Annotated in this window: 23 protein-coding genes; 14 read left to right on the top strand and 9 right to left on the bottom strand. The window is 44.8% G+C overall.

Going from position 1 to position 24,665, the window contains the following annotated elements:
• Positions 1-2: 2 nt before the first annotated feature.
• From ACTHQF_RS13525 to upp, 8 genes are all read right to left on the bottom strand, one after another.
• The gene (locus ACTHQF_RS13525) at positions 3-1,745 is read right to left on the bottom strand and encodes an ATP-binding protein (RefSeq protein ID WP_440430853.1); all 1,743 of its coding nucleotides are present in this window, start codon (positions 1,743-1,745) and stop codon (positions 3-5) included.
• A 122-nt stretch (positions 1,746-1,867) separates the two neighbouring features.
• Positions 1,868-2,770 carry a glycosyltransferase gene (locus ACTHQF_RS13520; protein ID WP_440430851.1) on the bottom strand — a complete coding sequence of 301 codons (903 nt, stop codon included), beginning with the start codon at positions 2,768-2,770 and terminating at the stop codon, positions 1,868-1,870.
• Position 2,771: 1 nt separating this feature from the next.
• Positions 2,772-3,533, bottom strand: coding sequence for a class I SAM-dependent methyltransferase (locus ACTHQF_RS13515; RefSeq protein WP_440430849.1), 762 nt, complete (start codon positions 3,531-3,533; stop codon positions 2,772-2,774).
• An 8-nt stretch (positions 3,534-3,541) separates the two neighbouring features.
• On the bottom strand, positions 3,542-4,189 hold the full coding sequence (locus ACTHQF_RS13510; RefSeq protein ID WP_440430848.1) for an FkbM family methyltransferase: 648 nt from the start codon (positions 4,187-4,189) through the stop codon (positions 3,542-3,544).
• On the bottom strand, positions 4,186-5,508 hold the full coding sequence (locus ACTHQF_RS13505) for a flippase (protein ID WP_440430846.1): 1,323 nt from the start codon (positions 5,506-5,508) through the stop codon (positions 4,186-4,188). The genes ACTHQF_RS13510 and ACTHQF_RS13505 overlap by 4 nt, the downstream gene beginning before the upstream one ends.
• Positions 5,505-6,038, bottom strand: coding sequence for a DinB family protein (locus tag ACTHQF_RS13500; RefSeq protein ID WP_440430844.1), 534 nt, complete (start codon positions 6,036-6,038; stop codon positions 5,505-5,507). Before ACTHQF_RS13500 ends, ACTHQF_RS13505 begins: the two co-directional genes overlap by 4 nt.
• A 16-nt stretch (positions 6,039-6,054) precedes the next feature.
• On the bottom strand, positions 6,055-6,744 hold the full coding sequence (locus tag ACTHQF_RS13495) for a YjjG family noncanonical pyrimidine nucleotidase (protein WP_440430841.1): 690 nt from the start codon (positions 6,742-6,744) through the stop codon (positions 6,055-6,057).
• Positions 6,744-7,388 (bottom strand): uracil phosphoribosyltransferase, encoded by a 645-nt coding sequence (gene upp / locus ACTHQF_RS13490; protein ID WP_440430840.1) that lies wholly within the window; start codon positions 7,386-7,388, stop codon positions 6,744-6,746. The genes ACTHQF_RS13495 and upp overlap by 1 nt, the downstream gene beginning before the upstream one ends.
• 78 nt (positions 7,389-7,466) lie before the next feature.
• On the opposite strand from upp, the gene uvrB reads away from it, so the two are divergent.
• From uvrB to ACTHQF_RS13420, 14 genes are all read left to right on the top strand, one after another.
• Entirely contained in the window at positions 7,467-9,503 is a 2,037-nt protein-coding gene (gene uvrB, locus ACTHQF_RS13485; protein ID WP_440430838.1) for an excinuclease ABC subunit UvrB, read from the top strand.
• 1 nt (position 9,504) lies between these two features.
• Positions 9,505-9,705, top strand: a complete 201-nt coding sequence (locus tag ACTHQF_RS13480) for a YwbE family protein (RefSeq protein ID WP_440430836.1) — start codon at positions 9,505-9,507, stop codon at positions 9,703-9,705.
• Positions 9,706-9,808: 103 nt separating this feature from the next.
• A complete protein-coding gene (locus ACTHQF_RS13475) occupies positions 9,809-10,075 on the top strand; it encodes a DUF4834 family protein (RefSeq protein WP_440430834.1) in 267 nt (88 codons plus the stop codon).
• A gap of 81 nt (positions 10,076-10,156) precedes the next feature.
• Positions 10,157-12,646, top strand: coding sequence for a hypothetical protein (locus ACTHQF_RS13470; protein WP_440430832.1), 2,490 nt, complete (start codon positions 10,157-10,159; stop codon positions 12,644-12,646).
• 22 nt (positions 12,647-12,668) lie between these two features.
• Entirely contained in the window at positions 12,669-13,655 is a 987-nt protein-coding gene (locus ACTHQF_RS13465) for a glycosyltransferase family protein (protein WP_440430830.1), read from the top strand.
• 20 nt (positions 13,656-13,675) lie between these two features.
• A complete protein-coding gene (locus tag ACTHQF_RS13460) occupies positions 13,676-14,656 on the top strand; it encodes a DUF6427 family protein (protein WP_440430828.1) in 981 nt (326 codons plus the stop codon).
• A 55-nt stretch (positions 14,657-14,711) separates the two neighbouring features.
• Positions 14,712-15,404 carry a phosphoribosylformylglycinamidine synthase subunit PurQ gene (gene purQ, locus ACTHQF_RS13455; protein WP_440430826.1) on the top strand — a complete coding sequence of 231 codons (693 nt, stop codon included), beginning with the start codon at positions 14,712-14,714 and terminating at the stop codon, positions 15,402-15,404.
• Positions 15,397-16,140: a type III pantothenate kinase gene (locus tag ACTHQF_RS13450; RefSeq protein ID WP_440430824.1), complete on the top strand. Its 744-nt coding sequence runs from the start codon at positions 15,397-15,399 to the stop codon at positions 16,138-16,140. The genes purQ and ACTHQF_RS13450 overlap by 8 nt, the downstream gene beginning before the upstream one ends.
• Positions 16,133-17,467, top strand: coding sequence for a hypothetical protein (locus tag ACTHQF_RS13445; RefSeq protein WP_440430822.1), 1,335 nt, complete (start codon positions 16,133-16,135; stop codon positions 17,465-17,467). Before ACTHQF_RS13450 ends, ACTHQF_RS13445 begins: the two co-directional genes overlap by 8 nt.
• The gene (lptC, locus tag ACTHQF_RS13440) at positions 17,467-18,036 is read left to right on the top strand and encodes an LPS export ABC transporter periplasmic protein LptC (protein WP_440430820.1); all 570 of its coding nucleotides are present in this window, start codon (positions 17,467-17,469) and stop codon (positions 18,034-18,036) included. The genes ACTHQF_RS13445 and lptC overlap by 1 nt, the downstream gene beginning before the upstream one ends.
• A 134-nt stretch (positions 18,037-18,170) precedes the next feature.
• Positions 18,171-20,258, top strand: a complete 2,088-nt coding sequence (locus tag ACTHQF_RS13435) for a SurA N-terminal domain-containing protein (RefSeq protein ID WP_440430818.1) — start codon at positions 18,171-18,173, stop codon at positions 20,256-20,258.
• A 63-nt stretch (positions 20,259-20,321) separates the two neighbouring features.
• The gene (locus tag ACTHQF_RS13430) at positions 20,322-20,837 is read left to right on the top strand and encodes a DUF2480 family protein (RefSeq protein WP_440430816.1); all 516 of its coding nucleotides are present in this window, start codon (positions 20,322-20,324) and stop codon (positions 20,835-20,837) included.
• A 27-nt stretch (positions 20,838-20,864) separates the two neighbouring features.
• Positions 20,865-21,641, top strand: a complete 777-nt coding sequence (locus ACTHQF_RS13425) for a DUF3108 domain-containing protein (RefSeq protein WP_440430815.1) — start codon at positions 20,865-20,867, stop codon at positions 21,639-21,641.
• A 1-nt stretch (position 21,642) separates the two neighbouring features.
• Positions 21,643-22,221, top strand: coding sequence for a DUF3109 family protein (locus ACTHQF_RS13420; protein ID WP_440430813.1), 579 nt, complete (start codon positions 21,643-21,645; stop codon positions 22,219-22,221).
• Between the two features lie 71 nt (positions 22,222-22,292).
• Here ACTHQF_RS13420 and ACTHQF_RS13415 read toward each other — a convergent pair whose 3' ends face one another.
• The gene (locus ACTHQF_RS13415) at positions 22,293-24,656 is read right to left on the bottom strand and encodes a M1 family metallopeptidase (protein ID WP_440430811.1); all 2,364 of its coding nucleotides are present in this window, start codon (positions 24,654-24,656) and stop codon (positions 22,293-22,295) included.
• Between the last annotated feature and the right edge of the window lie 9 nt (positions 24,657-24,665).

Raw genomic sequence — 24,665 nt, 5'->3', positions numbered from 1 at the left:
GCCTAAGCAATTGTCGAATGTATCCTATCCTGTAACTTTTCCTTCAGCTCATTTAACTGGAATGGCTTGTGTAAGTAATTATCCATTCCACATTCTCTAACTTTATCCTGAACACTCTCGGAAACGGAAGCCGTTAGTGCAATGATATAGGTTGCTGCCTTTTCCCGATTAGGTAATTGTCTGATTTGACGCGTAGCTTCTGCACCGTCCATCACAGGCATATGCATATCCATCAGGATGACATCATAGTCCTTGTTGCTTAAATACTCCAGCACCTTTTCACCATTTTCAGCAATGTCTGCCGTGATGTTCCATCGCTTGAACAGCTGTTTCATAAAATAGATATTCATGATATTGTCTTCAGCGAGCAGCACCCGCAGGTTACTGATCTCGGGGTCGATTGCCTCGTTATTCTTCGGGATCCGCGCAGGTGCCTGAGTAACCGTGTCAAAGGCAAGGTCGAAGAAAAAGGAGGTGCCTTTTCCAGGAGTGCTTTCCACCTGGATCCGGCCACCCTGCATTTCTACCAGGTGTTTTACAATAGATAGCCCCAATCCTGTGCCGCCGAATTTCCGTGTAGTATCTGCGGAAGCTTGTGCATAGGGTTCGAAAATGAGGGCCTGCTGAGCCTTGCTGATCCCGATTCCGGTATCCGAAACATTAAATCTCAACGTATAACGATTGCCAACTTTTTCAACAATTTCTATGGTTACTGTGACCGCTCCTTTTTCGGTAAACTTCATCGCGTTGCCAACCAGGTTATACAAAATCTGGCTCAGGCGGGTGGGATCTCCAATGATCTGAATGCTGCTCAATTCCTGATCTACATTCAGGGAAAAGTTGATCTTATGCTCTTCCGCCTTGATCGAAGCACCTTTGCCAATACTCGTTAATAGGGTTGGAAGGCTAAAGGGAATAGATTCCAGGTCAAATTTCCCAGACTCCAATTTATTGATATCGAGTATGTTGTTGATCAATGCAAGTAAGCTTTCTGCTGAAAACTTCAGCGCATCAAGCTGTTCATTCTGCTTGTTGTCTTTATTGTCCTGAATAAGTAGGCTTGCAATGCCGATAACTGAGTTCAAAGGTGTTCTTAACTCGTGGGACATCGTTGCCAGAAAGTTTGTTTTGATCTTTGCAACTTCTGTTAACCTCTTGTTGAGCAGCTTTTTGTTATTGAGATTACCATACAGTGCACCATGAAAATAGATATAGGATACCAGAATTACGACCACATTGATGAATATGTAAAGGTCATTATATGGCTGGGGATAAGGTTTCAGTGCTGGTGTCCAGACAACATTGAGGTAATTGGGCAGGATTAATGCCGCAGAAGCGCTGAGGGTGTAGATCGTGCCCCACTTTTTATTCAGGCCAAAGAAGCTGCAGATGATGGTCATAAACACATACTGGAGTGCAAGAATGTCAGCGCCGACTGAAGGACTAAACACCCTGTGGTAAATATGGAATATGGTAGCCAGCAGCGCCATGTGAATGGCTATCTTGACGTATTTTTGGTGTTTCCTGATCAAATAAATCAACAATACCGAGGAGAATATCATAAATAAAGCCGGAGGAATATCGGCCGGGTGCTTTCCGCTGATCGCAATTACGAGCTTGATAAAGCCCTTGAGCACGTTGCCCCCGAGCATTAAGTAGAATAGCTGCTGTTGCGCTTTTCTGATACTGGTAAAATGAGAATGCGTTGATTTGAATCGTAGCAAAGGATGTACTTTGAGGTTCATCTATTAACTTAAAGTCTATCTGCAATAACTGAAGACAGCGCGCAAAAATAAGTAATTGCATTGACAATCAAAACCTTAATATCAGTGGTTATGATTAGGCTTCTACTTAGATTTAAGCGCTTTTAAGACGAGAACTTCCCTTTAACGAACCGTACAAGCCTGGTCCAATATGATCCCTTGCGGTTTGCCAGGAACTTTTTGATGGCCTGATAGGCCGCTGGGTGCTCCTTGATCGTTGCTGGAAATTGGCGAATTGGCCTGGGATTAATAATTACATTGTAAATGTCGTTTACACCAGAATGTACACCCGTGCCATCATGACCAATGTTATTCACCAGGGAGTGTGAAGGGTTAAGTGTTAGACCTCCTTTAAGGAAAATCGACGCATACCAACGGATTGCCCAGGAGTTGTTCTTACCCTTTTTGAAGTCCTGCATCTGTTTCCAGAAATTCATGGTCTTATCAATAGAGAAGTCATGAATCATCTTGGCATCAAATTGTGGGATCAGTACATCAATGTCTGGCTCGAACTGTTTCCAGGCCCGTTCCCAGGTTGCCCAGCCCCAGCTGGTTGCAGCGCGGTAAAAAAAGCTCTCCGGAAGGTTAGGGGTTGAAAGGGGGTACATGTAAGCACCGATGTGCATCACTTTGTGTTCGTAGCGATAGCGGTTAAGCGCTTCATTGAAATAGGTAAGCGTATGCGGTGAAGTAACCAGATCATCTTCCAATACAATCACCTGTTTGTAGTCGTTGATAAGTTGTGTCACACCAGCAATCACGGAATTTGCCAGCCCTGCATTTTCCTTGCGCTGGATGATCTCTACGGACTTAAAGCCTTCAATGGTTTTGAGGAAGTCACGTACTTCCTGCACCTTGTCTTCATCCGCAGGACTTTTCGGGCCATCAGAAAATATGAATAACCGGCTTTCTGGCGCAAACTCATTCTGTTGAAGAAATTTGATCGTCCTTTCTGTATGTTGAGGCCGGTTATAGACAAATAATGCTATTGGAGCGAAATTTTGCATTCTAAAATATTTGCAGGTTTTGACTGGAGTTTTTGGTGAGCACCGTATAGGCGTTTCCAAATTGCTCTTGTTTTTTCTTTCCAAGAATGGATCCGAACAGCTTTTTCAGGCTGTATTCCAGTTCTATTTTAAGTACCCTGATTAAGGTCTTTTTGTTTTTTTTATTCTCGAACTCATTAAACTTAATGGTCTCTGGAGGGGTAAGGGAGGTTTGGTCGGCAATGATCTCCAGCCCTTCAGTTTGAAGTAAAAAGCGGAGCAACGTGGGAGTGTACATGTTGATGTGCCCATAGTTCAGGAAGTGTTTCATCCGCCTGTCCACCCCGAAACGGTAATCCAACGGCACTTCAATAACCACATACCTCGCTACCCGGTTTAATTCACGCAACAGCATACGCTCATGCTCTACATGTTCAAGCACATGGGCGAGGATGACAAGGTCAAAATGCTGGTTTGGATAAGGGATCTTGTAGCCGTCAAAGGATTGTACCGCACGCAGGTTCTTTAGCTTACGGAGTTTGATCCTTTCCACGCCAGTATCTGCAATTTCAAGGGCGTAGATCTCTTTCCCAAAATTCGCGGCATCCAGAAAATGAAGGATGCTGCCGTCGCCGGCACCAACCTCAAGGATCTTTTCCGGATTTATACTTCTGCAGACCTCCATGATGTTCCGTGCCTTGGCTTTGGCACCAAGCATACGCCAGGCCTCATCACTGGATTTGTAGAAGTCATTATAAGCGCTTTTTACGTCTTCACTTAACATAGAAATTCTTAGATCGAGAGGCAGTTATCAGGTCGGTAAAAGACGGAAGTTGCTTTCAGGTAAAACAGTCCAGGCGAAATGCCGCTAAAGGAAAGTTCTTTGAAGCCTGCTTGTTTCAGCAAGATCCTGGCGTCGTTATAGGCTTGGCGTTCAGAATCATCAAGGACAATTACGCCTTTGTCACTAAGTGCTGCGAGGCCATATTTACAGCAATTCACACGGTCGCGGCCATCAACGATGATGATGTCGAACTTCTCGCTGAGCATGCCGGCTTTGCGGGCATATTCACCATCGGTGCTCAGCTGCGTATAGATCATCTCGGCATTTGCGGGTTTGCTGCCTACAATTTTCTTGTACCAGGATTCATCGTGTTCCACGGAAACGACCCGGCCAACACGAGCAGCATAGAACAGGGTGGAACTACCGGACCCGTATTCGAATACAACCTGGTTCTTGTTCAACCTGCCACGGATAAAATCTATGAAGGCGTAGGTTACCCAAGGAATGGGATCGCCATTTTCATCGATGGCCTGCTGTTCATCGAATGCACGAAACCAGCCGATGCTGTTCAGATAACCTTTGTGCCCGTAGGATAGGAGCGCTTTCAACCGGCGTGGTTTAGCCAGCAGCGTCGTTAATGCTTTAAGTGTACTCAAAATTTAAATATTTTTTGTGCCGCGGAAATCAAAAATAAGGATTTTAACATCATGATGCCTTGCTGCCGGGTATGAGGTAAAAATAAAAGATAAAAGGTCGAAAATATACAGGCGATCAACGTTGCGATTGATGCCCCCATGCCGCCATAAAGTGGAATTAACCACAAGTTTAGGACCACATTTAGCACCGCACCAAGCGCCGTGCGCTGAAAAGAAACTAATGTATAGCCTTCTGCAAGCAGGTATTGGGTACTTGCACTGCCAAGAAAAACGAATACACCCGACCAGATGTGGATGGCGAGCATTGGTCCGGCACCCTCAAATTGGTTATTTCTGTATAGCAGATTGATGATGTCTGAACCGAAGAAACTGATGAATAAGGCCACAGGCAGACTGATAAAGATCAACAGATCGTAGAGATTACCCATCCTTTTATGGTATCGCTCCAGGTCCGTCTTTCGTGCATGTATGATTGCGGGGAAGACGGATGTCACGATTGCCACAGGGATAAAGTACCAGGCTTCACTTAGTTTTGCCGCTGCAGCATAAATGCCCACTTCCGCACTGCCAACCGTCTTTAGCATCACCTGGTCGATTTTCATGTAAATGGATACCATTACTGCGGAAAGGATCAGCGGGAAGGATTGCTTCAGCAGTGATCTTGCCCGGTTCATATTGAAGTACCACTTGCGCATCTGCTGTCCGCGGCGATGGTACATCCAGACCAATCCAGCGGCGAGGATAAAACCATCAAAACAAAGGGCGACGGCAAAGTAGATCACGGGTAATCCTAGAACAACCAGCAAAACTTTCACGGCCGCAGATATGATGACGCAGACATTCTGAACCTGCACCACATATTTTGATGCAACTTGCGACTGGAAATAGGAGTCAATCACATTGAAGGATTTAAAAAATGAGGCAAATGCCAGAAAGAATACGATCCATGTCAAGGAGTGATCACTGCGTCCGGAGAAATGATGAAAAACGACATAGATCAGTACCGAGATGGGAATCAATAGTAAATTGACTGCAATTCGCATGTACAGTGAAGTACCAAGGATCTCGTCTTTTTTGTCGGGGTTTTGTATGATCTCACGGATGATGAAACTGTCTAGCCCCAAAGTACCCACGGCAGCTACAATGGCTGTGAGCGCATCTGCAAAGCTGAGATCTCCAAAGGATATAGCACCTAAATAGTTTGCCGTAAGCAGGTTGATGACCATGCTTAGGATTTTCCCGAACATCAGCCATCCGGTATTCTTTAAATATTTTTGGAAAGCATCTTGGTCAAAGCCCTTGATCCCCGGAATGTTCATGGGCGCAAAGATGTAAAATTATCTTGCTTGTCGATTCGATTCAGTTGTTTCAGGTGATGTTTCAAGTGAATCTCTATAAATCTCAACCATTGCAGCGCGTTCAAGTAGCCAAGTCTCGGGTGTGCAATTTTGCGCTCCGGTGCTGCGGTTTTAAGCTTTTCCGCATAGGGTTGAAGCTTATGCTCAAATTCAGCGATTAAGGCTGCGGCTTCAGCGCTGCTGATCTTGCGTACCCGCGACTCGAACTGTTTGGGGACTTTGAATTTCATCGCTGGAGGAAATGCGCCGAAGTAGAGTATGGCACGTGTAATAAATGGTGTTTTCCGTTGTTTTGCCTCCCCTGTAAGGCAGCGTTCAATGGCTTCCAGCGACAAGATGCTCAGGTCGAAGATATGTGCGTAAACCTCGGCGTAGGACCAGCCGCCATCAGCAGGGTTAAGGTGGAACTTTGCTGGAGTCACCGCTCCAAGGCGCTTCCGGTAAGCGTCTGTTGTGATCTGGATGGAATTAAAAACGCCTGCTGTATCCATAAGGGTAAATTTAAGCTTAGAAATGTAGAAGCAATTCTTCCAGGTGGTAGATCTCACGTGTCACGTCCGCTGGTTTCTTTTTCCGTAATGGATTGAAGAAAATCGCTTCCATACCGAATTGCTGTGCACCGTAAATGTCTGCCTCCAGGCTGTCGCCAATCATCACACTTTCTTCCAGGCTGGCACTTGCCTTATCAATCGCATATTGAAAGACATTAGGATGCGGTTTATTGAAGCCAACATCCTCGGAGATGATGACATGCTGAAAATAGGGGTTTAACCCGGAAAGGTTCATCTTGGTAATGGTCGTTTCTTTGAAACCATTGGTAATGATGTGCAGCTGGTACCGCTGTTTCAGGTATTCCAGGACCTTCAGTGAACCTTCAAAAAGGTTGGTCTTGGTTGGACTAAGTCGTACGTAATCTTCCTCAAACTGCAGGGGTACAAGTTCAGGAAGGATGCCCATCTGAACAAACGTCCTTTTGAAGCGTTCGGCGCGCAAGAGTTCTTTGGATATTTTTCCTAAATGGTAGTCGGCCCAGAGTGCGTGATTGTTAAGCGTATAGTTCAGGATAAATTCCTCTGCAGAGCTCAGCCCAAATTCATCTAATTTATAATGCTGATATAACTCCATAAGGGTTTCTTCAGCATTTCTGTCAAAGTCCCAGATCGTATGATCGAGGTCAAAAAAGATGTGTTTTTTCATTATAATTTCTTTCCAAAGGCCAGATCACCGGCGTCACCCAGTCCAGGCACAATGTACGACTTGCTTGTCATCTCTTCATCAATTGCACCGACCCAGAGTCTTGCATTTGGAAGGTTTGCCTGTATATGACGGATGCCTTCTGCACTGGCGATAAGCCCGACGATATGCAGTTCCTTGACTTTAAACCTGGCGAGCAGCTCTTTGCAACACATGACCATGCTTAAGCCTGTGGCCAGCATCGGGTCAGACATGATCAGGATTCTGTCATTCAGGTCGGGGGTGGAAATGTTCTCGATCTGTATGGTGAAAGCGCCGCTGCTATGCATCTTGCGGTATGCAGAAACAAACACCGAATCGGAAAGATCGAAGATGTTTAACATTCCGGCATGTAATGGGAGTCCTGCTCTAAGGATGGTACCTAACACCGGTGGGCTGGTCAGCGTTTTTGTCTGAGCAATGCCAAGCGGCGTCTGCGTTTCCGCATCACTGTACTTCAAAGTTTTACTGATTTCAAAGGCAAAGAATTCACCCAGGCGTTCAAGGTTTCTTCTGAAACGCGCGGGGTCACGTTGTATATTAATGTCCCTTAATTCAGCGATGAAGGTGTTTGCAATGGAGTTGACTTTGTTTAATTCGAACATCATAGGCGCAGTAAAGGTACCTAAAATTAGGATATTAAGACGATATTCCAATATGGCAATAATGCTTATCTTTGAATACCTATGAAATTTAAAATAGCATCCAATTATAAACCCACCGGTGATCAGCCAAATGCAATAGCCCAACTGGTGGAGGGCGTTAATAATAATGAACACTATCAAACCCTGCTGGGGGTGACGGGTTCGGGTAAAACTTTTACCATTGCGAATGTTATTGAACAGACACAAAAGCCAACCTTAATATTAAGTCACAACAAGACCCTTGCTGCACAGTTGTATGGGGAGTTTAAGCAGTTTTTTCCGGATAATGCCGTAAACTATTTCGTTTCCTACTACGATTACTATCAGCCTGAAGCCTACATGCCCAGCAGCAACACCTATATTGAAAAAGATCTAAGCATTAACGAGGAGATCGAGAAGTTGAGGCTTCGTACCACCTCTGCGCTGATGTCGGGACGCCGCGATGTGATCGTTGTTTCCTCAATTTCCTGTATCTACGGTATGGGTAATCCAGAGGATTTTTCAAGATCGGTGTTTCGCTTTGCTGTCGGTACGAGAATTTCCAGGAACTCGTTTCTGCATAGCCTGGTGGAGATCCTGTATGCCAGGACCATCAATGATTTTAAACGTGGTACATTCCGCGTAAAGGGGGATACGGTGGATGTATATCCGGCGTACCTGGATAACGCTTACCGGATATCATTCTTTGGTGATGACATTGAAGAACTCTCCGTGATTGATCCGGTGTCGGGGAAGACGATTGAAAAGCTGGAAGATATGGCGATATACCCGGCCAATTTGTTTGTTACGCCTAAAGACCGCTTCAACTCCTCCATTTGGGGTATACAGGAAGAGCTGGAGATCCGTAAGAATCAGCTTATTGGTGACCGGCAACTGTTGGAAGCAAAGCGACTTGAAGAGCGGGTAAATTTCGATATCGAAATGATGAAGGAGCTTGGGTATTGCTCTGGTATTGAGAACTATTCCAGGTTCTTCGATGGCCGTTCGCCGGGGATGCGGCCATTCTGCCTGCTGGATTATTTTCCGGATGATTACCTGATGGTCATCGATGAGAGCCACGTTACGGTTCCGCAGATCCGTGCGATGTATGGTGGTGACCGCTCCCGAAAGATGTCGCTGGTGGAATATGGTTTCCGTTTGCCCTCTGCATTGGACAACAGGCCTTTAAATTTTGATGAGTTTGAAAGGCTTGCTCCACAGACGATTTACGTAAGTGCGACCCCAGCGGATTATGAGCTGCAGAAATCTGAAGGTGTGGTGATCGAACAGGTGATCAGACCTACAGGTTTGCTTGATCCGGAGATTGAGGTTCGCCCGGCCATCAACCAAGTGGATGACCTGCTGGATGAAGTGGATAAAACGATTAAGATGGGGGACCGCGTGCTGGTAACCACCTTAACCAAACGTATGGCTGAGGAGCTGACCAAGTATATGGATCGTTTGAACATCAAAGTCCGCTATATTCACTCTGAAGTGAAGACCCTTGAACGCGTAGAGATCCTGCGTGGCTTGCGTTTGGGCGAATTTGATGTGCTGATCGGAATTAACTTGTTAAGAGAGGGACTTGATTTGCCAGAAGTATCGCTGGTGGCCATTCTTGATGCAGATAAGGAAGGTTTCCTTCGCTCGGAGCGCTCGCTCATTCAGACAATCGGACGTGCGGCGAGGAATGATCGCGGCCGGGTGATCATGTATGCGGATAGCATTACGGATTCTATGGAAAAAACCATTGATGAGACCCGAAGACGCCGGGAACGACAAATTACTTATAACCTGGAACATGGCATTACGCCAAAGACGGTAGGAAAATCGAGAGAAGCGATCATGGAACAAACCTCCATGTTGAACTTTGCTGATAAGAATGAAAGCGCTAAAGCATACGTGGAATTTGATGAGGTAAGCCTGGCAGCAGATCCGGTGGTGCAGTATATGAGTAAACCGGAAATGCAAAAGGCAATTGACAAGACTAAAAAAGACATGGCAAAAGCCGCCAAGGATATGGACTTCCTGTTAGCAGCAAGGCTTCGTGATGAGATGTTTGCTATGGAAAAAATATTTAAGGAGCGGTTTTCAAAATAATATGGACGGAAGAAACAGAAAGGACATTTACCCAGGCTTGGCGGTAAATATCATATTGAAAAAGGATCAGCGTACCGGTAATCTGACCGAAGGCATTGTTGCAAATATTTTAACCTCAGCACCTTATCATTCCCGCGGAATAAAGGTTAGACTGGAAGATGGACAGGTTGGCCGGGTAGCGGAAATATTGGACGAAGATTAAAGTGGTGTGCTTATTGTGTATGTAATTCTTGTGCAATAAATTTCAGCTTGCTGTAATAATGAAAGGGCAAATCCGTCATATTTGTAAATATCAGTTGTAAAACATGGGTTTAATAAAATTTATATTTATCACCATAATGGTGCTTTGGTTGATCAGATTACTTATCAGGCTGATCTTTCCATTGGTGCTAAAAAGTATGTTTAGCAAGATGCAGCAGACTGCCGCCGACCCAAGGCAGCAACAGCAGCAGCAGCAGCAAAGAAGAAGGACCCCTGAAGGTTCGATCAATATTGACTATGTACCACCACAGCCTAAGAAGGGAAATGCCGATAAACTTGGTGATTTCGTGGAGTATGAGGAAGTGAAATAATATTTTATAATTCTTCATTTAGGCGCTTATTTCCTTCCTTTTTATATTTTTGGGGTTAGATTTAAATTAAACTAACCTTTAATGAATACATGGTTTAAAAGGAATGGCACACATCTGGCCATCGTTGCATTTTTCATAATCATCTGTTTTGCGTACTTCAGTCCTGTTTTGTCAGGTAAAGGCCCAGCTCAAAGCGATGTCTTACAGGCTAAGGCCATGCAGAAGGAAATTATGGATTACAAGGAAAAGGATGGCAAAGGCCCCCTTTGGACCAACCAGATGTTCGGCGGTATGCCGGCGTATCAGATCTGGGTGCAGTACCCGATGAACATCGCCTCTCATGGCATCAATTTCATCAAAACCGTACTTCCTGACCCCGTAGACGTAGTATTGCTTTATCTGTTAGGTGCATATTTGTTGTTTTGCACCCTAAAGGTTAATCCTTTCCTGGCTGCAGCAGGTGCAATCGCTTTTGCTTTTACCTCTTACAACTTTATCATCATCGCAGCAGGGCATAGCAATAAAGCCCTGGCAATAGCCTTTTGCGCACCAATTCTGGCTAGCGTGATCTTGAGCATACGGGGCCGGTACTGGCTTGGTGGTAGCTTGTTCGCCTTGTTCATGGCACTGGAGATCCGTGCCAACCACATCCAAATGACCTATTATCTCGCGATTGCCTTACTGATTTTTGTTGGCATAGAACTTTACCATGCAATAAAAGAAAAGCGTATCGCTGTGATCGGAAAAGGCCTTGGTTACTTAGCGGCAGGTGCTGTGGTCGCCTTAATGGTAAACGCGGGAACACTTTGGACGACCTATGAGTATGGTGCAGAATCTAACCGTGGTAAGTCAAACCTGACTACCGACCGGGCAGAAGAGAAAAACGGATTGTCAAAGGAATATGCCTATGGTTGGAGCCAGGGTGTAGGGGAGAGTTTCACTTTCCTGATTCCGAACTTATATGGCGGTGCAACGAGTATAGATGAACTTGTAAAACCGGAAAGCCATCTTTATAAAGCGCTGGCTGAAGTCACCGGCGGTGATCCGACACCAGCAATCCAGCAACTTGCCGGCCAACTGGGCATGCAGCAGTACTGGGGTGAAAAACCTGGTACCTCTGGCCCTTACTACTTTGGTGCGATCATATGTTTCTTGTTTGTATTTGGCTTGTTGGTTGTAAAAAGTCGTATTAAATGGTGGATTCTTGGAACAACCATTTTGTTCATGTTGCTGTCCTTTGGTAGAAACTTTCCATTGGTGTCAGATATTTTCTTCGACTACTTCCCGTTGTATAACAAGTTCAGGGCTGTAGAGTCGATCCTTGCCATCGTAGGTTTAATGGTACCTATATTGGCTTTCCTGGCCTTGCGTGATACGCAGGAAGGTAAATGGGAACAAAAGGTGCTGGTTAAAAAGCTGAGCATTGCTGCGGCAATTACAGGCGGATTCGCACTATTGGTAGCGATAATGCCGACGGCACTATTTAGCTTTACCAGTGCCACTCATCCGCAAATTCTGGATGCCCTGACGCAAATTATGCAGAACAACCGGGGTATGGCACAGAACATCGCAAATGCACTGGTGTCTGATCGCGTAGATATCGCTAGAGCAGATGCTTTAAGAAGCGTGTTGTTTATTGCATTAGCTTACGGATTGCTATGGGCACTTTTCACCAAAAAGATGAATATGCAGTTTGTATATGTAGTGCTCGGAATTCTGGTGCTGATTGATATGTGGCAGGTGGATAGAAGATATTTGAATAAAGACAATTTCGCAAGCAAGATAGACCTTCAGAATCATTTCCAGCCGCGTGATGTGGATACGTTCATTTTAGCAGATAAGGACCCGAATTTCAGGGTCATGGACCTGACGATCTCTACTTTCTCGGACGCAAGTGCCTCACAGTTCCATAAGACTGTTGGAGGGTATCATGCCGCAAAGCTAAAACGGTATCAGGAGCTTATAGATAAACAGTTCTCGAAAAGCGTGAACCAGGATGTGCTGGACATGTTGAACACCAAATATATCATCACCCAGGATCGTCAGACCGGTTCTTACAAGATGTCCCGCAACAATACCGCCGCTGGAAATGCGTGGTTTGTACAAAAAGTTGAATTTGCAAAAGATGCGGATGAAGAAATGAAGGCCATCAACAGCTTTGATCCAAAACGTGAGGCTATTGTTGATCAGCAATACAAAGGTATGATCGATCTGAAAAGGGTTGGCGCTGGCGGACCAACTGCCATGATCAAACTGGATAGCTATCATCCGGACCATCTGGTGTATTCTTACAGTTCACCGAATGATGTCATTGCTGTATTCTCGGAGATCTACTATGATAAAGGCTGGAATATGTATGTAGACAAGGTTAAGAAGCCTTATTTCAGGGCAGACTATGTCTTGCGTGCAGCACAGCTTGAAGCCGGAAACCATACTGTCGAGTTTAAGTTTGAGCCAACCTCTTACTACATGGGTGAAAAGGTTTCTGCAGCAGGTAGCCTATTGTTAATTGCATTTCTTGGTTTCGCAGTTTATACCGAAAAACGTAAAGGCAAGGTTTCTGCGGCATAAGCTGAAGGAATTCTAACATTTAATGAGGATACTATATGCAATTCAAGGGACAGGCAATGGCCATATCAGCCGTGCGAAAGAGATCGTACCCTTGCTGCATCAGTATGGTGAGCTTGATCTGCTGATCAGCGGAACGCAGGCAGATGTAAGCCTGATCGAAAATGTTAAATATGAGCTTCATGGCTTTAGCTTCATCTTTGGAAAGAAAGGTGGCGTTAATCACTATGAAACCTGGCGCAGCATGAACCTGCCACGGTTTATCCGTGATATGAACAAGCTGCCGCTGGAAGATTACAACCTAATCATTAATGACTTCGAGCCGGTAACGGCCTGGGCCTGCAAGAGAAAGGGGCTTGAGAGTGTTGGCTTAAGTCATCAGGCTTCCTTTCAATCGAGGAATGTACCAAAACCGAAGAGTATTGACTGGGCCCAACTGGTATTGAAGTACTATGCCCCGGCAACGCAGTATGTTGGTTTTCATTTTGAGAAATATGATCACTTCATCAACACACCGGTTATCCGTTCCCAGATCCGGAACCTTAGGGTTTCGGACGATGGCCATTATACGGTGTACCTGCCGGCGATCGATGATAAGTTCCTCATTCCCATGCTTCATCAACTGCCTGAGGTGAAATGGCAGGTGTTTTCTAAACATGCGACCTTTGATTATACGAGCAGAAATGTCGAGGTTCATCTGATCGATAACGAGAAGTATAATGCAAGTCTTGCATCCTGCAGCGGCTTGCTTACCGGCGGAGGCTTTGAAGGTCCTGCAGAGGCCTTATTCCTGGGTAAAAAGCTGCTTGTTGTACCAATGAAGTTTCAGTATGAGCAGCAATGTAATGCCTTTGCTTTAAAGCAATTCGGTATTCCGGTGATCTGGGGCAGTAATAAGAACTGGCTGCCGGTGCTGAAAGAATGGGTGCAATCGGGGCATGCTGTACAAGTGGACTACCCGGATGAAACCGCAATGGTGATTGACAGGTTGGTAAAACAGTTTGCAAGATAATATGCTTAATTTTCCAGTCCATGATTAATCAGTTCAGAACATCAAATCCGATAAACTTACTGTTGCTTTTTGCATATACTTTCTTTATGCGGATCGTGATCTTGCTGGATATGCCGGAGCAATTAAGCTTTGAGTTCCTGGAACCTTATGCGAAGTTCTTTCTCCAGATTCCCTTACAGAGTACTTTCAGCCCAACAACCAATGTTATTACTGCAGGACTGATTATATTTATCCAGGCGATCATCTTTAATGTGATCATCAACAATCACGGACTTCTTCCAAAGCCCAGTTATCTGCCTGCGCTCTTGTACATCACAGGGGCGAGTTTGTTCATGCCCTTTTTGGTTTTGAGCCCGACTTTGATCTGCAATTTTCTTCTGATCTGGATGATGGATAAGTTGCTCAAGTTAGGCAAGGCGCAAAACGTGATCATGATCATGTTCGATATCGGGATGATCATTGCGGTGGGAACGCTTGTTTATTTTCCTTTCATCGTGATGTTGTTGATGTTATGGCTGTCACTGCTTTTGTACAGGTCCTTCAGCTGGCGGGAGTGGGTTTCGGGCCTGGTCGGATTCATTACCATATTCTTTTTTCTGGGCGTATTCTACTATCTGAACGATAACCTGGGGATGTTCTATAAAATCTGGTTGCCCTTAGCCAATAAGTTTCCGGCAACATTCAAGATCAATTATAACGATTACCTGGTGCTTGTTCCGGTAAGTGTCATGATGGTATTGGCCATGATCCAATTGCGTGAAAGTTTTTTCCGCAGCTTCATCAGTACGAGAAAAGGATTTCAGATGCTTTTTTTTATGTTCATCTGTGCCATTGTGAGTTTCTATACCAAACCGAACTTCAGGCTGTACCATTTCCTGCTCTGTGTGCCGCCGGGTGCAGTACTGCTGGCCTACTATTTTGCAAATGCCAGCAACCGCTGGTTCTATGAAAGTTTGTTCCTGATCCTCGTTTTTGCCATTCAGTACTTTTTGTTCGTTTAACTTTTTTTAACAATTTGACCCCTTGAAACTTGCTAAAGATTGATAGCTTTGTATCATGAAATTTGGCGTAGTAGTTTTCCCCGGTTCCAATTGTGATCAGGACGTAATATATGTTTTAGAGCATATTCTTGGTCAGGAAGTTGTTCGTTTATGGCATAAAGATCATGATCTGCAAGGTGCGGATTTTATCATTTTGCCAGGTGGATTTTCTTTCGGTGACTACCTGAGGTCGGGTGCGATTGCCCGCTTTTCTCCGATTATGCAGGAGGTGGTACGCTTTGCAAATAATGGTGGTTACCTTATGGGGATCTGCAATGGGTTCCAAATTCTTGCAGAGGCCAATCTTGTTCCAGGTGCTTTATTGCACAACGAGAACAGGAAATTTATCTGCAGAAACAGTTACCTGAAAGTTGCGACGACAAATAGCATGCTGACCCGACTGGCAAATCCGGATAAGTTGTTGAAGATTCCTGTTGCACATGGTGAGGGGCAATATTTTGCACACGAGGACACCATAAAAATGCTGAATGACACCGATAGCGTTTTGTTTAGATACTGTGATGCTAATGGCGATATGAGCACCGAATCTAACTTAAATGGTTCTATCGGTAATATTGCCGGGGTTTGTAATGCAGGTCGTAATGTTTTTGGCTTGATGCCACATCCGGAGCGCGCTGCGGACCCTATATTAGACAATCAGGATGGCTTAATTATATTTGAATCCATTCTTGGAATGGTGAATGCGTAATCTTGCAATAGATATCGGTAATACAAACAGTAAGGTTGCTGTATTTGACAGTGGGGCAATTGTTTTTCATGAGGCTGTACCGCGCATTGATGAAGCACGACTGCGTCAGCTGATTTCAGATTACCAGATTGAAAATACTATTCTTTCTAATGTAAACCATTCGCAGGATGCCCTGGTGTCCTTTTTGCAAGCGAATACCCGATATATTCCGTTTTCTGTTGAAAAGAATACCGGAATTCAAAATAACTATAAATCGCCGGCTACTCTTGGATTAGACAGGTGGGCAAAATTGCTCGCTGTACATCAGCTATATGCGGCGCAAGCATGCCTGATCATAGACATGGGTACTTGTATCACTTACGATTACTTGTCTGCTGCGGGAAGCTATGATGGCGGAAGCATCAGCTTAGGCATTCAGATGCGGTTCAATGCGCTGGCGCATTATACCGGAAAGCTGCCGCTGATACAATGGGACCGGGGCGAGGTCATCCCTTCCGGAACGGACACCCAAACTGCGATCATCTCAGGTGTATTGCAGGGGCTGAAGAGTGAACTGGAAGGATTTATAAATCAAAGATATAAAGACAACAATACGTTAAAAATCATGGTAACGGGTGGTGATGCGAGGTTCTTGCTGGGGCAGTTTAAAAACAGCATCTTTGCGGCGCAGATCATTCATGATCCCTACTTGGTACTTAAAGGATTAAATGAAGTCATTGCATTTGAATATGTTTAAAAAGATAAATTATACCGCAGCTGTATTGGCACTGCTTTTCGGCACCGCGGCAAAAGCCCAGGTTACTACACAGTCTCCTTATTCGAGGTATGGACTCGGGAATATAAAACCCTTGGTGCTGCCGCAATACCGGGCAATGGGCGGTATTTCTACAGCGATATTCAGCCCTACAGGCTACAGCAATATCAACATGCAAAATCCGGCTTCCTACGCGGGTATTTCGCTGACAACGGCTGATATCGGTGCCAGTGGTACCATCATGAACCTTAAAAAAGGTGATGCGAGTGAGCGGAGCTTCAATGGTTCATTAAATCACGTTACCCTGGCTTTCCCGGTAAGTCGTGGATCGGCATTGAGTGTCGGTGTATTACCATATACGGAACTTGGGTACGAGTTTTCTAACCGTGCCACCCTGACCTCAGCAGGTGGGACAACCTCTGAGCAGATCGACTATCTTTATTCTGGAGAAGGCGGCTTGAACAAAGCTTATCTTGGTTACGGTTTTCAAATCGGGGAACACTTCCGCCTGGGTGCCAACGCAGAATATATCTTTGGTAATCTGATGCAGACGGGATCCTCTGAATTGGTGAACCAAACGGATGGAAATGGAAATTCCAACGTGATTAATGCCAGGGTACAATCAAAGAACAGCATAGGTGGAATGTCCTTTAGCTACGGAGCACAGTATAATATTCCATTTAACACCAAAACCTCTTTTACACTTGGTTATTCCGGATCTGCCGGTTCGAATATCAATTCTAAGCGCTCTATCGTAGCGACTCAATATTTGAAAAATCCGACTACGGGTGATGAGAACACAGCTTTGGATACTTTATCGAACATGCAGCGCCCTAATGCGAAGATGAAGTTGCCGATGATGCACAACTTCGGTATTTCACTGCAGAAGTATAATGTTTGGGTAATCGGTGCAGATTACCGACGGGGTAAATGGTCTGACTTCTCCATAGGGGACGTCAATCAGCAGTTGCAGGACACTTACGGGTTTTCCGTTGGTGGACAGATCACCCCGGACATTACCTCGATCGGCAGTTACTGGAACAGGGTAGATTACCGCCTGGGGTTCAGTTATGACAAGACTTACGTACAGCTGAACAACCAGGATATTAAGCAGTCTGCAATAAGCTTAGGTTTTGGTTTTCCTTTAGCCCCGTCACCATCAAGAAGGTCTTTTTATAAGATCAACTTTACCACGGAGATCGGTAAACGCGGAGCTTTGACGAATGGATTGATTCAGGAGAACTTTGTAAACTTCCATTTAGGATTTACGCTGAATGACCGTTGGTTCCAACGTTTCAAGTTTGACTAATGAAAAGCAGTCGTTTGCATCTTGTTGTGGTTGCATGCATAAGCGTGATGTCGCTTCATGCATGTAATGATGATGATTTGAAAAAGGTGGAGACGGTTAAGCTGCAAAAAGAGGCATTTAATGCAAATCGCACCTTTGGTGCCGAGGTGATTTACAGCGATTCTGCAAAGGTTAAAGCGAAGGGCTTTGCGCCCATTCTGGATAAGGTGACGCCAAATTCGGGCGGTAACTACCAAGAGATGCCGAAAGGCGTAAAAATCGAGTTTTTCGATGAACTTCAGGCATCCAAGGGTACCATCACCTCGGAGTATGCGATCATGAAGGAGACCGAGCAGATCACGATCTTCCGGAAGAATGTGGTTGTGATCAATGCCAATCTCACTTTTAATACCGAAGAGTTGGTATGGAATCAAAACAATAAGCAATTCACCTCACCCAAGGGAATCATTACTAAACCAGACGGTACGGTAATCAACGCAATCAACTTTCAGGCACCCGAAGATTTCAGTACTGTAGCGTTTGAGAACGCTTACGGGGAGACCTATATCAAAGGCGATCTGACCCAATAAAATTCGCCTTTTTAGGGTGATATAAGGCTAATTTTTAATTACTTATTCAAATACGATTATATATTTTCTTTTTTTCGCAAAAGTTGTATCTTGCGCCCTCTTAAAAAAAGTAAATAAAGATTATTATGGGTTTAATGACATTTTTGCGTAATCGTGCAGGCTACATTTTGATTGGCGCCATCGGTTTCGCAATTGTTGCATTTTTATTAGGTGACGCGCTTAGTGCAGGGAAGCCATTCTGGGCGGAATCTCAGAGAGTCGTTGGAACCGTAGATGGGGAAGATATCAGCATTGACGATTTCGGAAGGAAAGTAGAGCAAACTGAAGCACAGTTCAGACAACAATACGGTGGTGCTGCGAATCCGCAGATGCAAGCGATGGCAGTGGAGAATGTTTGGAATGCTGAAGTTGCAAATATTGTTTTATCCAAAGAATATAACCGTTTAGGACTTTCAATTTCTGGCGACGAGTTGTTTGATCTATATCAAGGCAGCAAACCAAGCCCATTAATTGTACAATATTTTGGCAATCCACAAACTGGTCAGGTAGACCGTGCTGCTGTAATTGGTTCTTTGAAGCAGGCGCAGAAAAATGCGGAGCTTAAAGCCCAGTGGGATATGCTTGAAGCAGAGGTGGAGAAACAGGCCCTACAGCAAAAATATGCTAACCTGGTTAAAAACTCTGTATACGTAACCTCGCTTGAGGCAAACGAAGAGTATATCAACAGGAACAAACTGGCAAACTTCAGCTACGTATCCTTAGATTATGCTAGTATCGCTGATGCTTCTGTGAAACCAACAGATGCTGATTTTAATGATTATTACGCTAAAAACAAGAAACTATTTGATAACCCGGCTGAAACCCGCAGCTTCAACTACGTTTCTTTTAATGTTAGTCCGACAAAAGCGGATTCATTAGCCATTGCTAAGCAGGTAGAGAAACTGGCACAGGATCTAAGGACCAGCCAAAACGATTCCTTGTTTGCTGCTGTGAATTCAGATGTTAAAGTTCCATTTACCTATTTGACCAAAGGCAGACTTGATCCGGCAGTAGATTCCGCAGTATTTGCATTGCCTGCAGGTGGCATTTACGGTCCAGTGTTGACGAACGGTTCTTACAAACTGGCTAAGGTTGTTAATGCCCGTTTATCACCGGATTCGGTAAAAGCAAGTCACATTCTGTTAAACCCGGCAACCTTGGGTGGAGTTGACGTTGCGACGAAACTTGCTGACTCGCTAAAAACCCTGGTTCAGAAAGGTGGAAACTTTGCACAGCTTGCTTCGCAATACAGCGTTGATGGCTCTAAAGATAAAGGGGGAGACCTTGGTACTTTCAGCCGTGGCCAAATGGTTCCGGAATTTGAGAATGCTGCATTCGATGGACAAGCAGGAGATTTGAAAGTTGTACAGTCTCAATTTGGCGTACACCTGATCAAAATTGAAAAACAAGTCGGTTCATCTAAAGTGGTGAAGCTTGCTTATATCGAGAAGAACCTTGCACCTAGCAGCAAAACTAAAGAGGCGGCCTACAAGAAGGCAACGAACTTCCTTGCTGGCGTGAATGAAAAGAACTTTACCGCGGAAGCAAAGAAAAACGGTTATACCGTAGCTGTAGCAGATAAAATTACAGCAAGCCAGGGTTATGCGCCAGGCCTTGATACACCACGTCCGATTATTAAGGCTGCATTCGATGCTTCTAAAGGTGATGTGCTTGATCAGGTGTTCCAGATGGAAGACTCCTATGTTGTAGCACAGCTTACCGATATTCGTCCGAAAGGCTTGTTACCACTTGAAGCGGTGAAAAAGGACATTACTCCAGCGGTCATTACTGCTGTTAAAGCTAAAATGCTGACAGAGAAGATGAATGCGGCGGTAAAGGGTGCTTCAAGCATCAACCAGGTTGCTCAGAAATTGGGTAAGCCGGTGACACCGGTTCAGAATGTGGTTTTTGCAAACCCGATCTTACCAGGTGCAGCGCAGGAAAATAAACTTATTGGTGCCGTTTTTGGAACGCCAGTGAACAAAGTTGGCGGGCCGATTGATGGCGAACGTGGTGTGTATGTTTATGCAGCAACGAGCTTCAGTAAACCGGCACCGTTAGCCAATACTTACAAACAAAAAGAAACCATGTCCCTTGGTGTTGCGCAACGCTCATTAGGCGCTGCCTTCCAGGCACTTCAGGACAAAATCAAGATAAAAGACAATAGGGTGAAATTCTATTAATCTTATTTTACGTAATTTTGTAACCGGAAGAATCTCTCTTCCGGTTTTTTTATGTCGTAAAAAATGGAAATTCAGGAAAATATAGTCAACAAAGTAGCATCCAGCGGTTTAATCACTTTAGACCTGGAAGCTTACTATGATCAGGCCGAGCGCGTGGTCTATGATATCAAGGACAATCTTTTTCATGGACTTATCTTAAGGGAAAAGGATTTCCGGGAGTTTATTAAAACCCACGACTGGTCACAATACACGGGGAAGAACGTTGCAATCACCTGCAGTGCCGATGCAATTGTGCCAACATGGGCTTACATGTTACTGTCTAACCGACTTAGTCCGTATGTAAATGAGCTTGTTTTCGGAAGTCTGGAAACGCTCGAGGCTATTCTTTTGAGTAAAGCACTTGCTAAGATTGATTTCAACACCTTTGCGAATGAACGTGTTGTGGTAAAAGGCTGTGCAGACATTGATATTCCAGTATTTGCTTATGTAGAAATTACCAGACAGTTGAGTAAAGTGGCCAAAAGCATCATGTATGGGGAACCATGCTCTACGGTGCCGATCTATAAGCGAAAGGATTAATTGGAAAGCTTTTTGTTTAACGCCCGGATGAGATATTTCCTTCTGTTGCTTTCCCTAAGCTTGTTTAGCCTCCATGTTTTTGCACAGGAGTTGCCGGTGAAACCGGAACCCGTATTCCAACCGGGGGAGGTTTTGAAGTACAAACTTAAATATGGTTTTATTACCGCCGCTGAAGGTACCTTAAAGGTGCTAAACACAGATCTGAAGTTTGAAGACAAGCCCACTTACAGGCTTTCTGTTGATGGACGTACTTCCGGAACTTTTGATGTGTTCTACAAAATCAGAGATCATTATGATTCGTACATTGACCGTGAGACGCTGACACCTTACTTCTACCAGGAAAACATCCGGGAGGGCGGGTATCGGAGAACGGATAAAGCGAGATTCAACCAGAAGACTCGAAAGGTGGTTTCCAATAGGGGAACCTTTACGGGGCCGACCAATCAGACCTTTGATCTTGTGTCTGCCTACTACTTCTCCAGAAGTCTGGATGTATCTAAGATGAAGGTGGGTGACAAGTTCAAGCTCAACTACTTTCTCGGTGATGAGATCAGTCAGCTGGAAATCGCGTTTGTAGGGCGTGAAGTGATCAAGACCAATCTGGGAAAAATAAGATGCCTTAAATTCAGTCCTTCTATTCAGCCAGGACGTATTTTCAGGAAAGATAGTAAACTATACCTATGGATAACAGATGATGGCAACAGGGTGCCTGTAAAAGCGCAGGTAGAGATTCTGGTTGGCGCTGTTACCATGGAAATTTCATCGGCAGAGGGTTTGAAATATCCGCTTGCCAAAACCAATTAATATGATAGAAGTACAAAATACCCTTGTACATGAAGATGTGATCTCTGAAAGCTTCGTGTGTAATTTGAATAAATGCAAGGGAATATGCTGTGTAGAAGGAGATGCCGGGGCACCACTGGAGCATGCAGAGAAGGCAATTCTGGAGGATATTTATCCTAAAATCAAACATCTGCTTGCACCACGGGGTATTGCAGCCATAGAGGAGTATGGAACGTCGGTTCTGGATATGGACGGGGACCTGACCACACCATGTGTGGATGGGAACAAAGAATGCGCTTATGTGACCTTTGAAAACGGCATCACAAAGTGCGCCATCGAGAAGGCTTATGAACAAGGTTTGGTGGATTGGCCAAAGCCTATCTCCTGCCACCTATATCCAATCCGTATTACGCAATATCCGGAGTTCGAGGTGTTGAACTACGACCGGTGGAGCATATGCAGCGATGCCTGTACTTTCGGCAGGGAGTTGAAGGTTCCGGTATACCAGTTTCTTAAAGGACCACTGATCCGTAAATATGGTTTAGAATGGTATACGCAGCTGGAGCAATCTGTTGCGAACCAGGAGCCAAGCGCGCTATAACAAACGGTCTATAAACAAAAAGAGGGTGTCCAAATGACTTGGACACCCTCTTTTTGTTTATGATCAAATAGCTATTTAATTGCTTTTTGCATTGGATTTGTGCCGATAGACTGGCCTCTTGCAGCGGTTGCACCGCTTTGTTTAAACAACTGGAATTTCGAAGGTTTAGCTTCACCACCCCAGATGTTGTTCGACTCGTCGATATCAGCGGTTTCGCGCATTGGGTCTAGTTTAATCGAAGCTACTTCCTTGTCTTCAACATAGAACTTAGAGCCATTTTTTTCGTTGTGGCGCCAGATCTGCGCAGGAATGCGGTCGATCTTTTTAGTACCGTCTTTGTAAGTAAATTCCAGAATAACCGGCATGATCAATCCGCCTTTGTTGCTGAAGTTTACTTCATAAAAGTATTTACCAGCATACTTAGCCTGTTCAGCAGAGGACAGCTGTTCGATCTGTCTGGCAAACTCCATCTTTTGTGCAGTGGTATCTACTTTTTCCATGCCGCGGGCATATCTCCAGTAGAAGTCTCTTGCATTTTTATCCTGGTCGGTGTAGAATACGATTCTTTTATCCTCGCGATTTCTAATCTTGGAGATGTCTTCAAAGGCATTAACTGCAGGCTTATCGACTCTAGCCGTAATGGTTCTCGGTGCAGGGATCTTACCATTGAAGTCCGGGCGCGCAACTTTAACAGAATCTAGCGCAATGTCAACGGCATCCGTGCTGTAGAACCAGCCTCTCCAGAACCAATCCAGGTCTTCACCGCTGGCATCTTCCATGGTTCTGAATAGATCCGCTGGTGTAGGGTGTTTGAAAGCCCATCTTCTAGCATATTCTTTGAAAGCATAGTCGAACAACTCGCGACCCATAATGGTCTCACGAAGGATGTTTAAGGCCGTTGCCGGTTTAGAGTAAGCATTAGGTCCAAAACGTACAATGTTTTCAGAGTTGGTCATTACCGGCTCCAGCTGATCTTTCGGCAGTTTCATGTAGTCTACAATCGTATAGGCAGGACCTTTTTTGCTTGGGAATTTGTTATCCCAAAGTTCTTCTGTTAAGTACTCCAGAAAAGAGTTCAAACCTTCATCCATCCAGGTCCACTGGCGCTCATCGCTGTTCACGATCATCGGGAAGAAGTTATGGCCCACTTCGTGGATGATTACTCCCAGCATGCCATTTTTGGAAGTCTCGCTGTAGGTACCATCTTTTTCGGTGCGGCCGTAGTTGAAACAGATCATTGGGTACTCCATACCATTTGCAGCCTCAACACTTTGGGCAGTAGGGTATGGGTAAGGGAAGGTAAAATGTGAATACGTTTTAACGGTATGTGCAACAGCTTTGGTTGAGAACTTACGGTAAAGGCCATAAGCTTCTTTACCATAAAAACTCATACACATCACAGATTTACCTTCGATAGGTTGTGCCATTGCATCCCAAACGAATTTTCTGGATGAGGTCCATGCGAAGTCACGTACATTCTGCGCCTGGAAAACCCAGGTTTTTGTCTGTGTGCTTTTTTTAGCTTCAGCGGCTTTTGCTTCGGCAAGTGTTACAATTTCAACCGGTTCTGTTGCGGTAGTTGCTTTTTTGTATCTGCTCAGCTGTGCAGGGGTTAACACGGCATTGTAGTTAATCACCTCTCCGGTTCCGCCAACGACGTGATCCGCAGGTACAGTGATCTGCACCTTGAAATCACCAAAAGTAAGGGCAAATTCACCACGGCCAGTGAACTGGTGGTTTTGCCAGCCCTGGAAATCGCTGTATACGCATAATCTTGGATACCATTGTGCCATGGTAAACAGGTAGTTGCCATCTTCCGGGAAGAATTCATATCCACCACGTCCGCCAAAAACCATCCTGTCGGTAATTTTATAGTCCCAGCCAACGTTGAACACGAATTTTTGACCAGATTTAAGTGGTGTTGGCAATTCAACACGCATCATGGTCTTGTTCACCGTGTAGATTAATTTTTTGCCTGAAGCATCAGTAAGGTTGGTGACGTTTACGCCGTAACCGTTTTCTTTAGCTTCTGCTGCTGCACGATCTACCATTTGGATGGTAGACATGGAAGGCATTTTGCTGCTGGACTGATAACCGGCGTTTTTGGTTGTGCTATGTTCGTTTTCGTCCAGTTGTAACCAGATGTAAGTCAGCACATCGGGGGAGTTGTTGGTGTAGGTTACGGTTCCTGTACCTTTAAGAATCAGATTTTTCTCGTCAAGCGTACACTTGATGTCATAATCGGCCTGTTGTTGCCAGTACTTCACGCCTGGTGCACCGCTCGCAGTACGCTGCTCATTCGGTGTAGTCAGGATGGTTCCCAATTGTTCGAACTTATTGCCATGGTTACTTCCAGGATTGTTCTGGATGTTCTGTGCGCGTAAGCCCTGAAAGGCGGCACCGGCAATAAGCAAAGAGATGTAGAGTTTCTTCATTATTGTTTT

The sequence above is a fragment of the Pedobacter sp. SAFR-022 genome (assembly GCF_051965375.1).
GTDB lineage: Bacteria > Bacteroidota > Bacteroidia > Sphingobacteriales > Sphingobacteriaceae > Pedobacter.
This window is presented reverse-complemented; position numbering and strand designations above follow the sequence as displayed.

Bases quoted from the DNA above. Each gene is read 5' to 3' on its own strand.
- ACTHQF_RS13525 (WP_440430853.1), bottom strand. From the start codon at position 1,745: ATGAACCTCAAAGTACATCCTTTGCTACGATTCAAATCAACGCATTCT.
- ACTHQF_RS13520 (WP_440430851.1), bottom strand. From the start codon at position 2,770: ATGCAAAATTTCGCTCCAATAGCATTATTTGTCTATAACCGGCCTCAA.
- ACTHQF_RS13515 (WP_440430849.1), bottom strand. From the start codon at position 3,533: ATGTTAAGTGAAGACGTAAAAAGCGCTTATAATGACTTCTACAAATCC.
- ACTHQF_RS13505 (WP_440430846.1), bottom strand. From the start codon at position 5,508: ATGAACATTCCGGGGATCAAGGGCTTTGACCAAGATGCTTTCCAAAAA.
- ACTHQF_RS13500 (WP_440430844.1), bottom strand. From the start codon at position 6,038: ATGGATACAGCAGGCGTTTTTAATTCCATCCAGATCACAACAGACGCT.
- ACTHQF_RS13495 (WP_440430841.1), bottom strand. From the start codon at position 6,744: ATGAAAAAACACATCTTTTTTGACCTCGATCATACGATCTGGGACTTT.
- upp (WP_440430840.1), bottom strand. From the start codon at position 7,388: ATGATGTTCGAATTAAACAAAGTCAACTCCATTGCAAACACCTTCATC.
- uvrB (WP_440430838.1), top strand. From the start codon at position 7,467: ATGAAATTTAAAATAGCATCCAATTATAAACCCACCGGTGATCAGCCA.
- ACTHQF_RS13480 (WP_440430836.1), top strand. From the start codon at position 9,505: ATGGACGGAAGAAACAGAAAGGACATTTACCCAGGCTTGGCGGTAAAT.
- ACTHQF_RS13475 (WP_440430834.1), top strand. From the start codon at position 9,809: ATGGGTTTAATAAAATTTATATTTATCACCATAATGGTGCTTTGGTTG.
- ACTHQF_RS13470 (WP_440430832.1), top strand. From the start codon at position 10,157: ATGAATACATGGTTTAAAAGGAATGGCACACATCTGGCCATCGTTGCA.
- ACTHQF_RS13465 (WP_440430830.1), top strand. From the start codon at position 12,669: ATGAGGATACTATATGCAATTCAAGGGACAGGCAATGGCCATATCAGC.
- ACTHQF_RS13460 (WP_440430828.1), top strand. From the start codon at position 13,676: ATGATTAATCAGTTCAGAACATCAAATCCGATAAACTTACTGTTGCTT.
- purQ (WP_440430826.1), top strand. From the start codon at position 14,712: ATGAAATTTGGCGTAGTAGTTTTCCCCGGTTCCAATTGTGATCAGGAC.
- ACTHQF_RS13450 (WP_440430824.1), top strand. From the start codon at position 15,397: ATGCGTAATCTTGCAATAGATATCGGTAATACAAACAGTAAGGTTGCT.
- ACTHQF_RS13445 (WP_440430822.1), top strand. From the start codon at position 16,133: ATGTTTAAAAAGATAAATTATACCGCAGCTGTATTGGCACTGCTTTTC.
- lptC (WP_440430820.1), top strand. From the start codon at position 17,467: ATGAAAAGCAGTCGTTTGCATCTTGTTGTGGTTGCATGCATAAGCGTG.
- ACTHQF_RS13435 (WP_440430818.1), top strand. From the start codon at position 18,171: ATGACATTTTTGCGTAATCGTGCAGGCTACATTTTGATTGGCGCCATC.
- ACTHQF_RS13430 (WP_440430816.1), top strand. From the start codon at position 20,322: ATGGAAATTCAGGAAAATATAGTCAACAAAGTAGCATCCAGCGGTTTA.
- ACTHQF_RS13425 (WP_440430815.1), top strand. From the start codon at position 20,865: ATGAGATATTTCCTTCTGTTGCTTTCCCTAAGCTTGTTTAGCCTCCAT.
- ACTHQF_RS13420 (WP_440430813.1), top strand. From the start codon at position 21,643: ATGATAGAAGTACAAAATACCCTTGTACATGAAGATGTGATCTCTGAA.
- ACTHQF_RS13415 (WP_440430811.1), bottom strand. From the start codon at position 24,656: ATGAAGAAACTCTACATCTCTTTGCTTATTGCCGGTGCCGCCTTTCAG.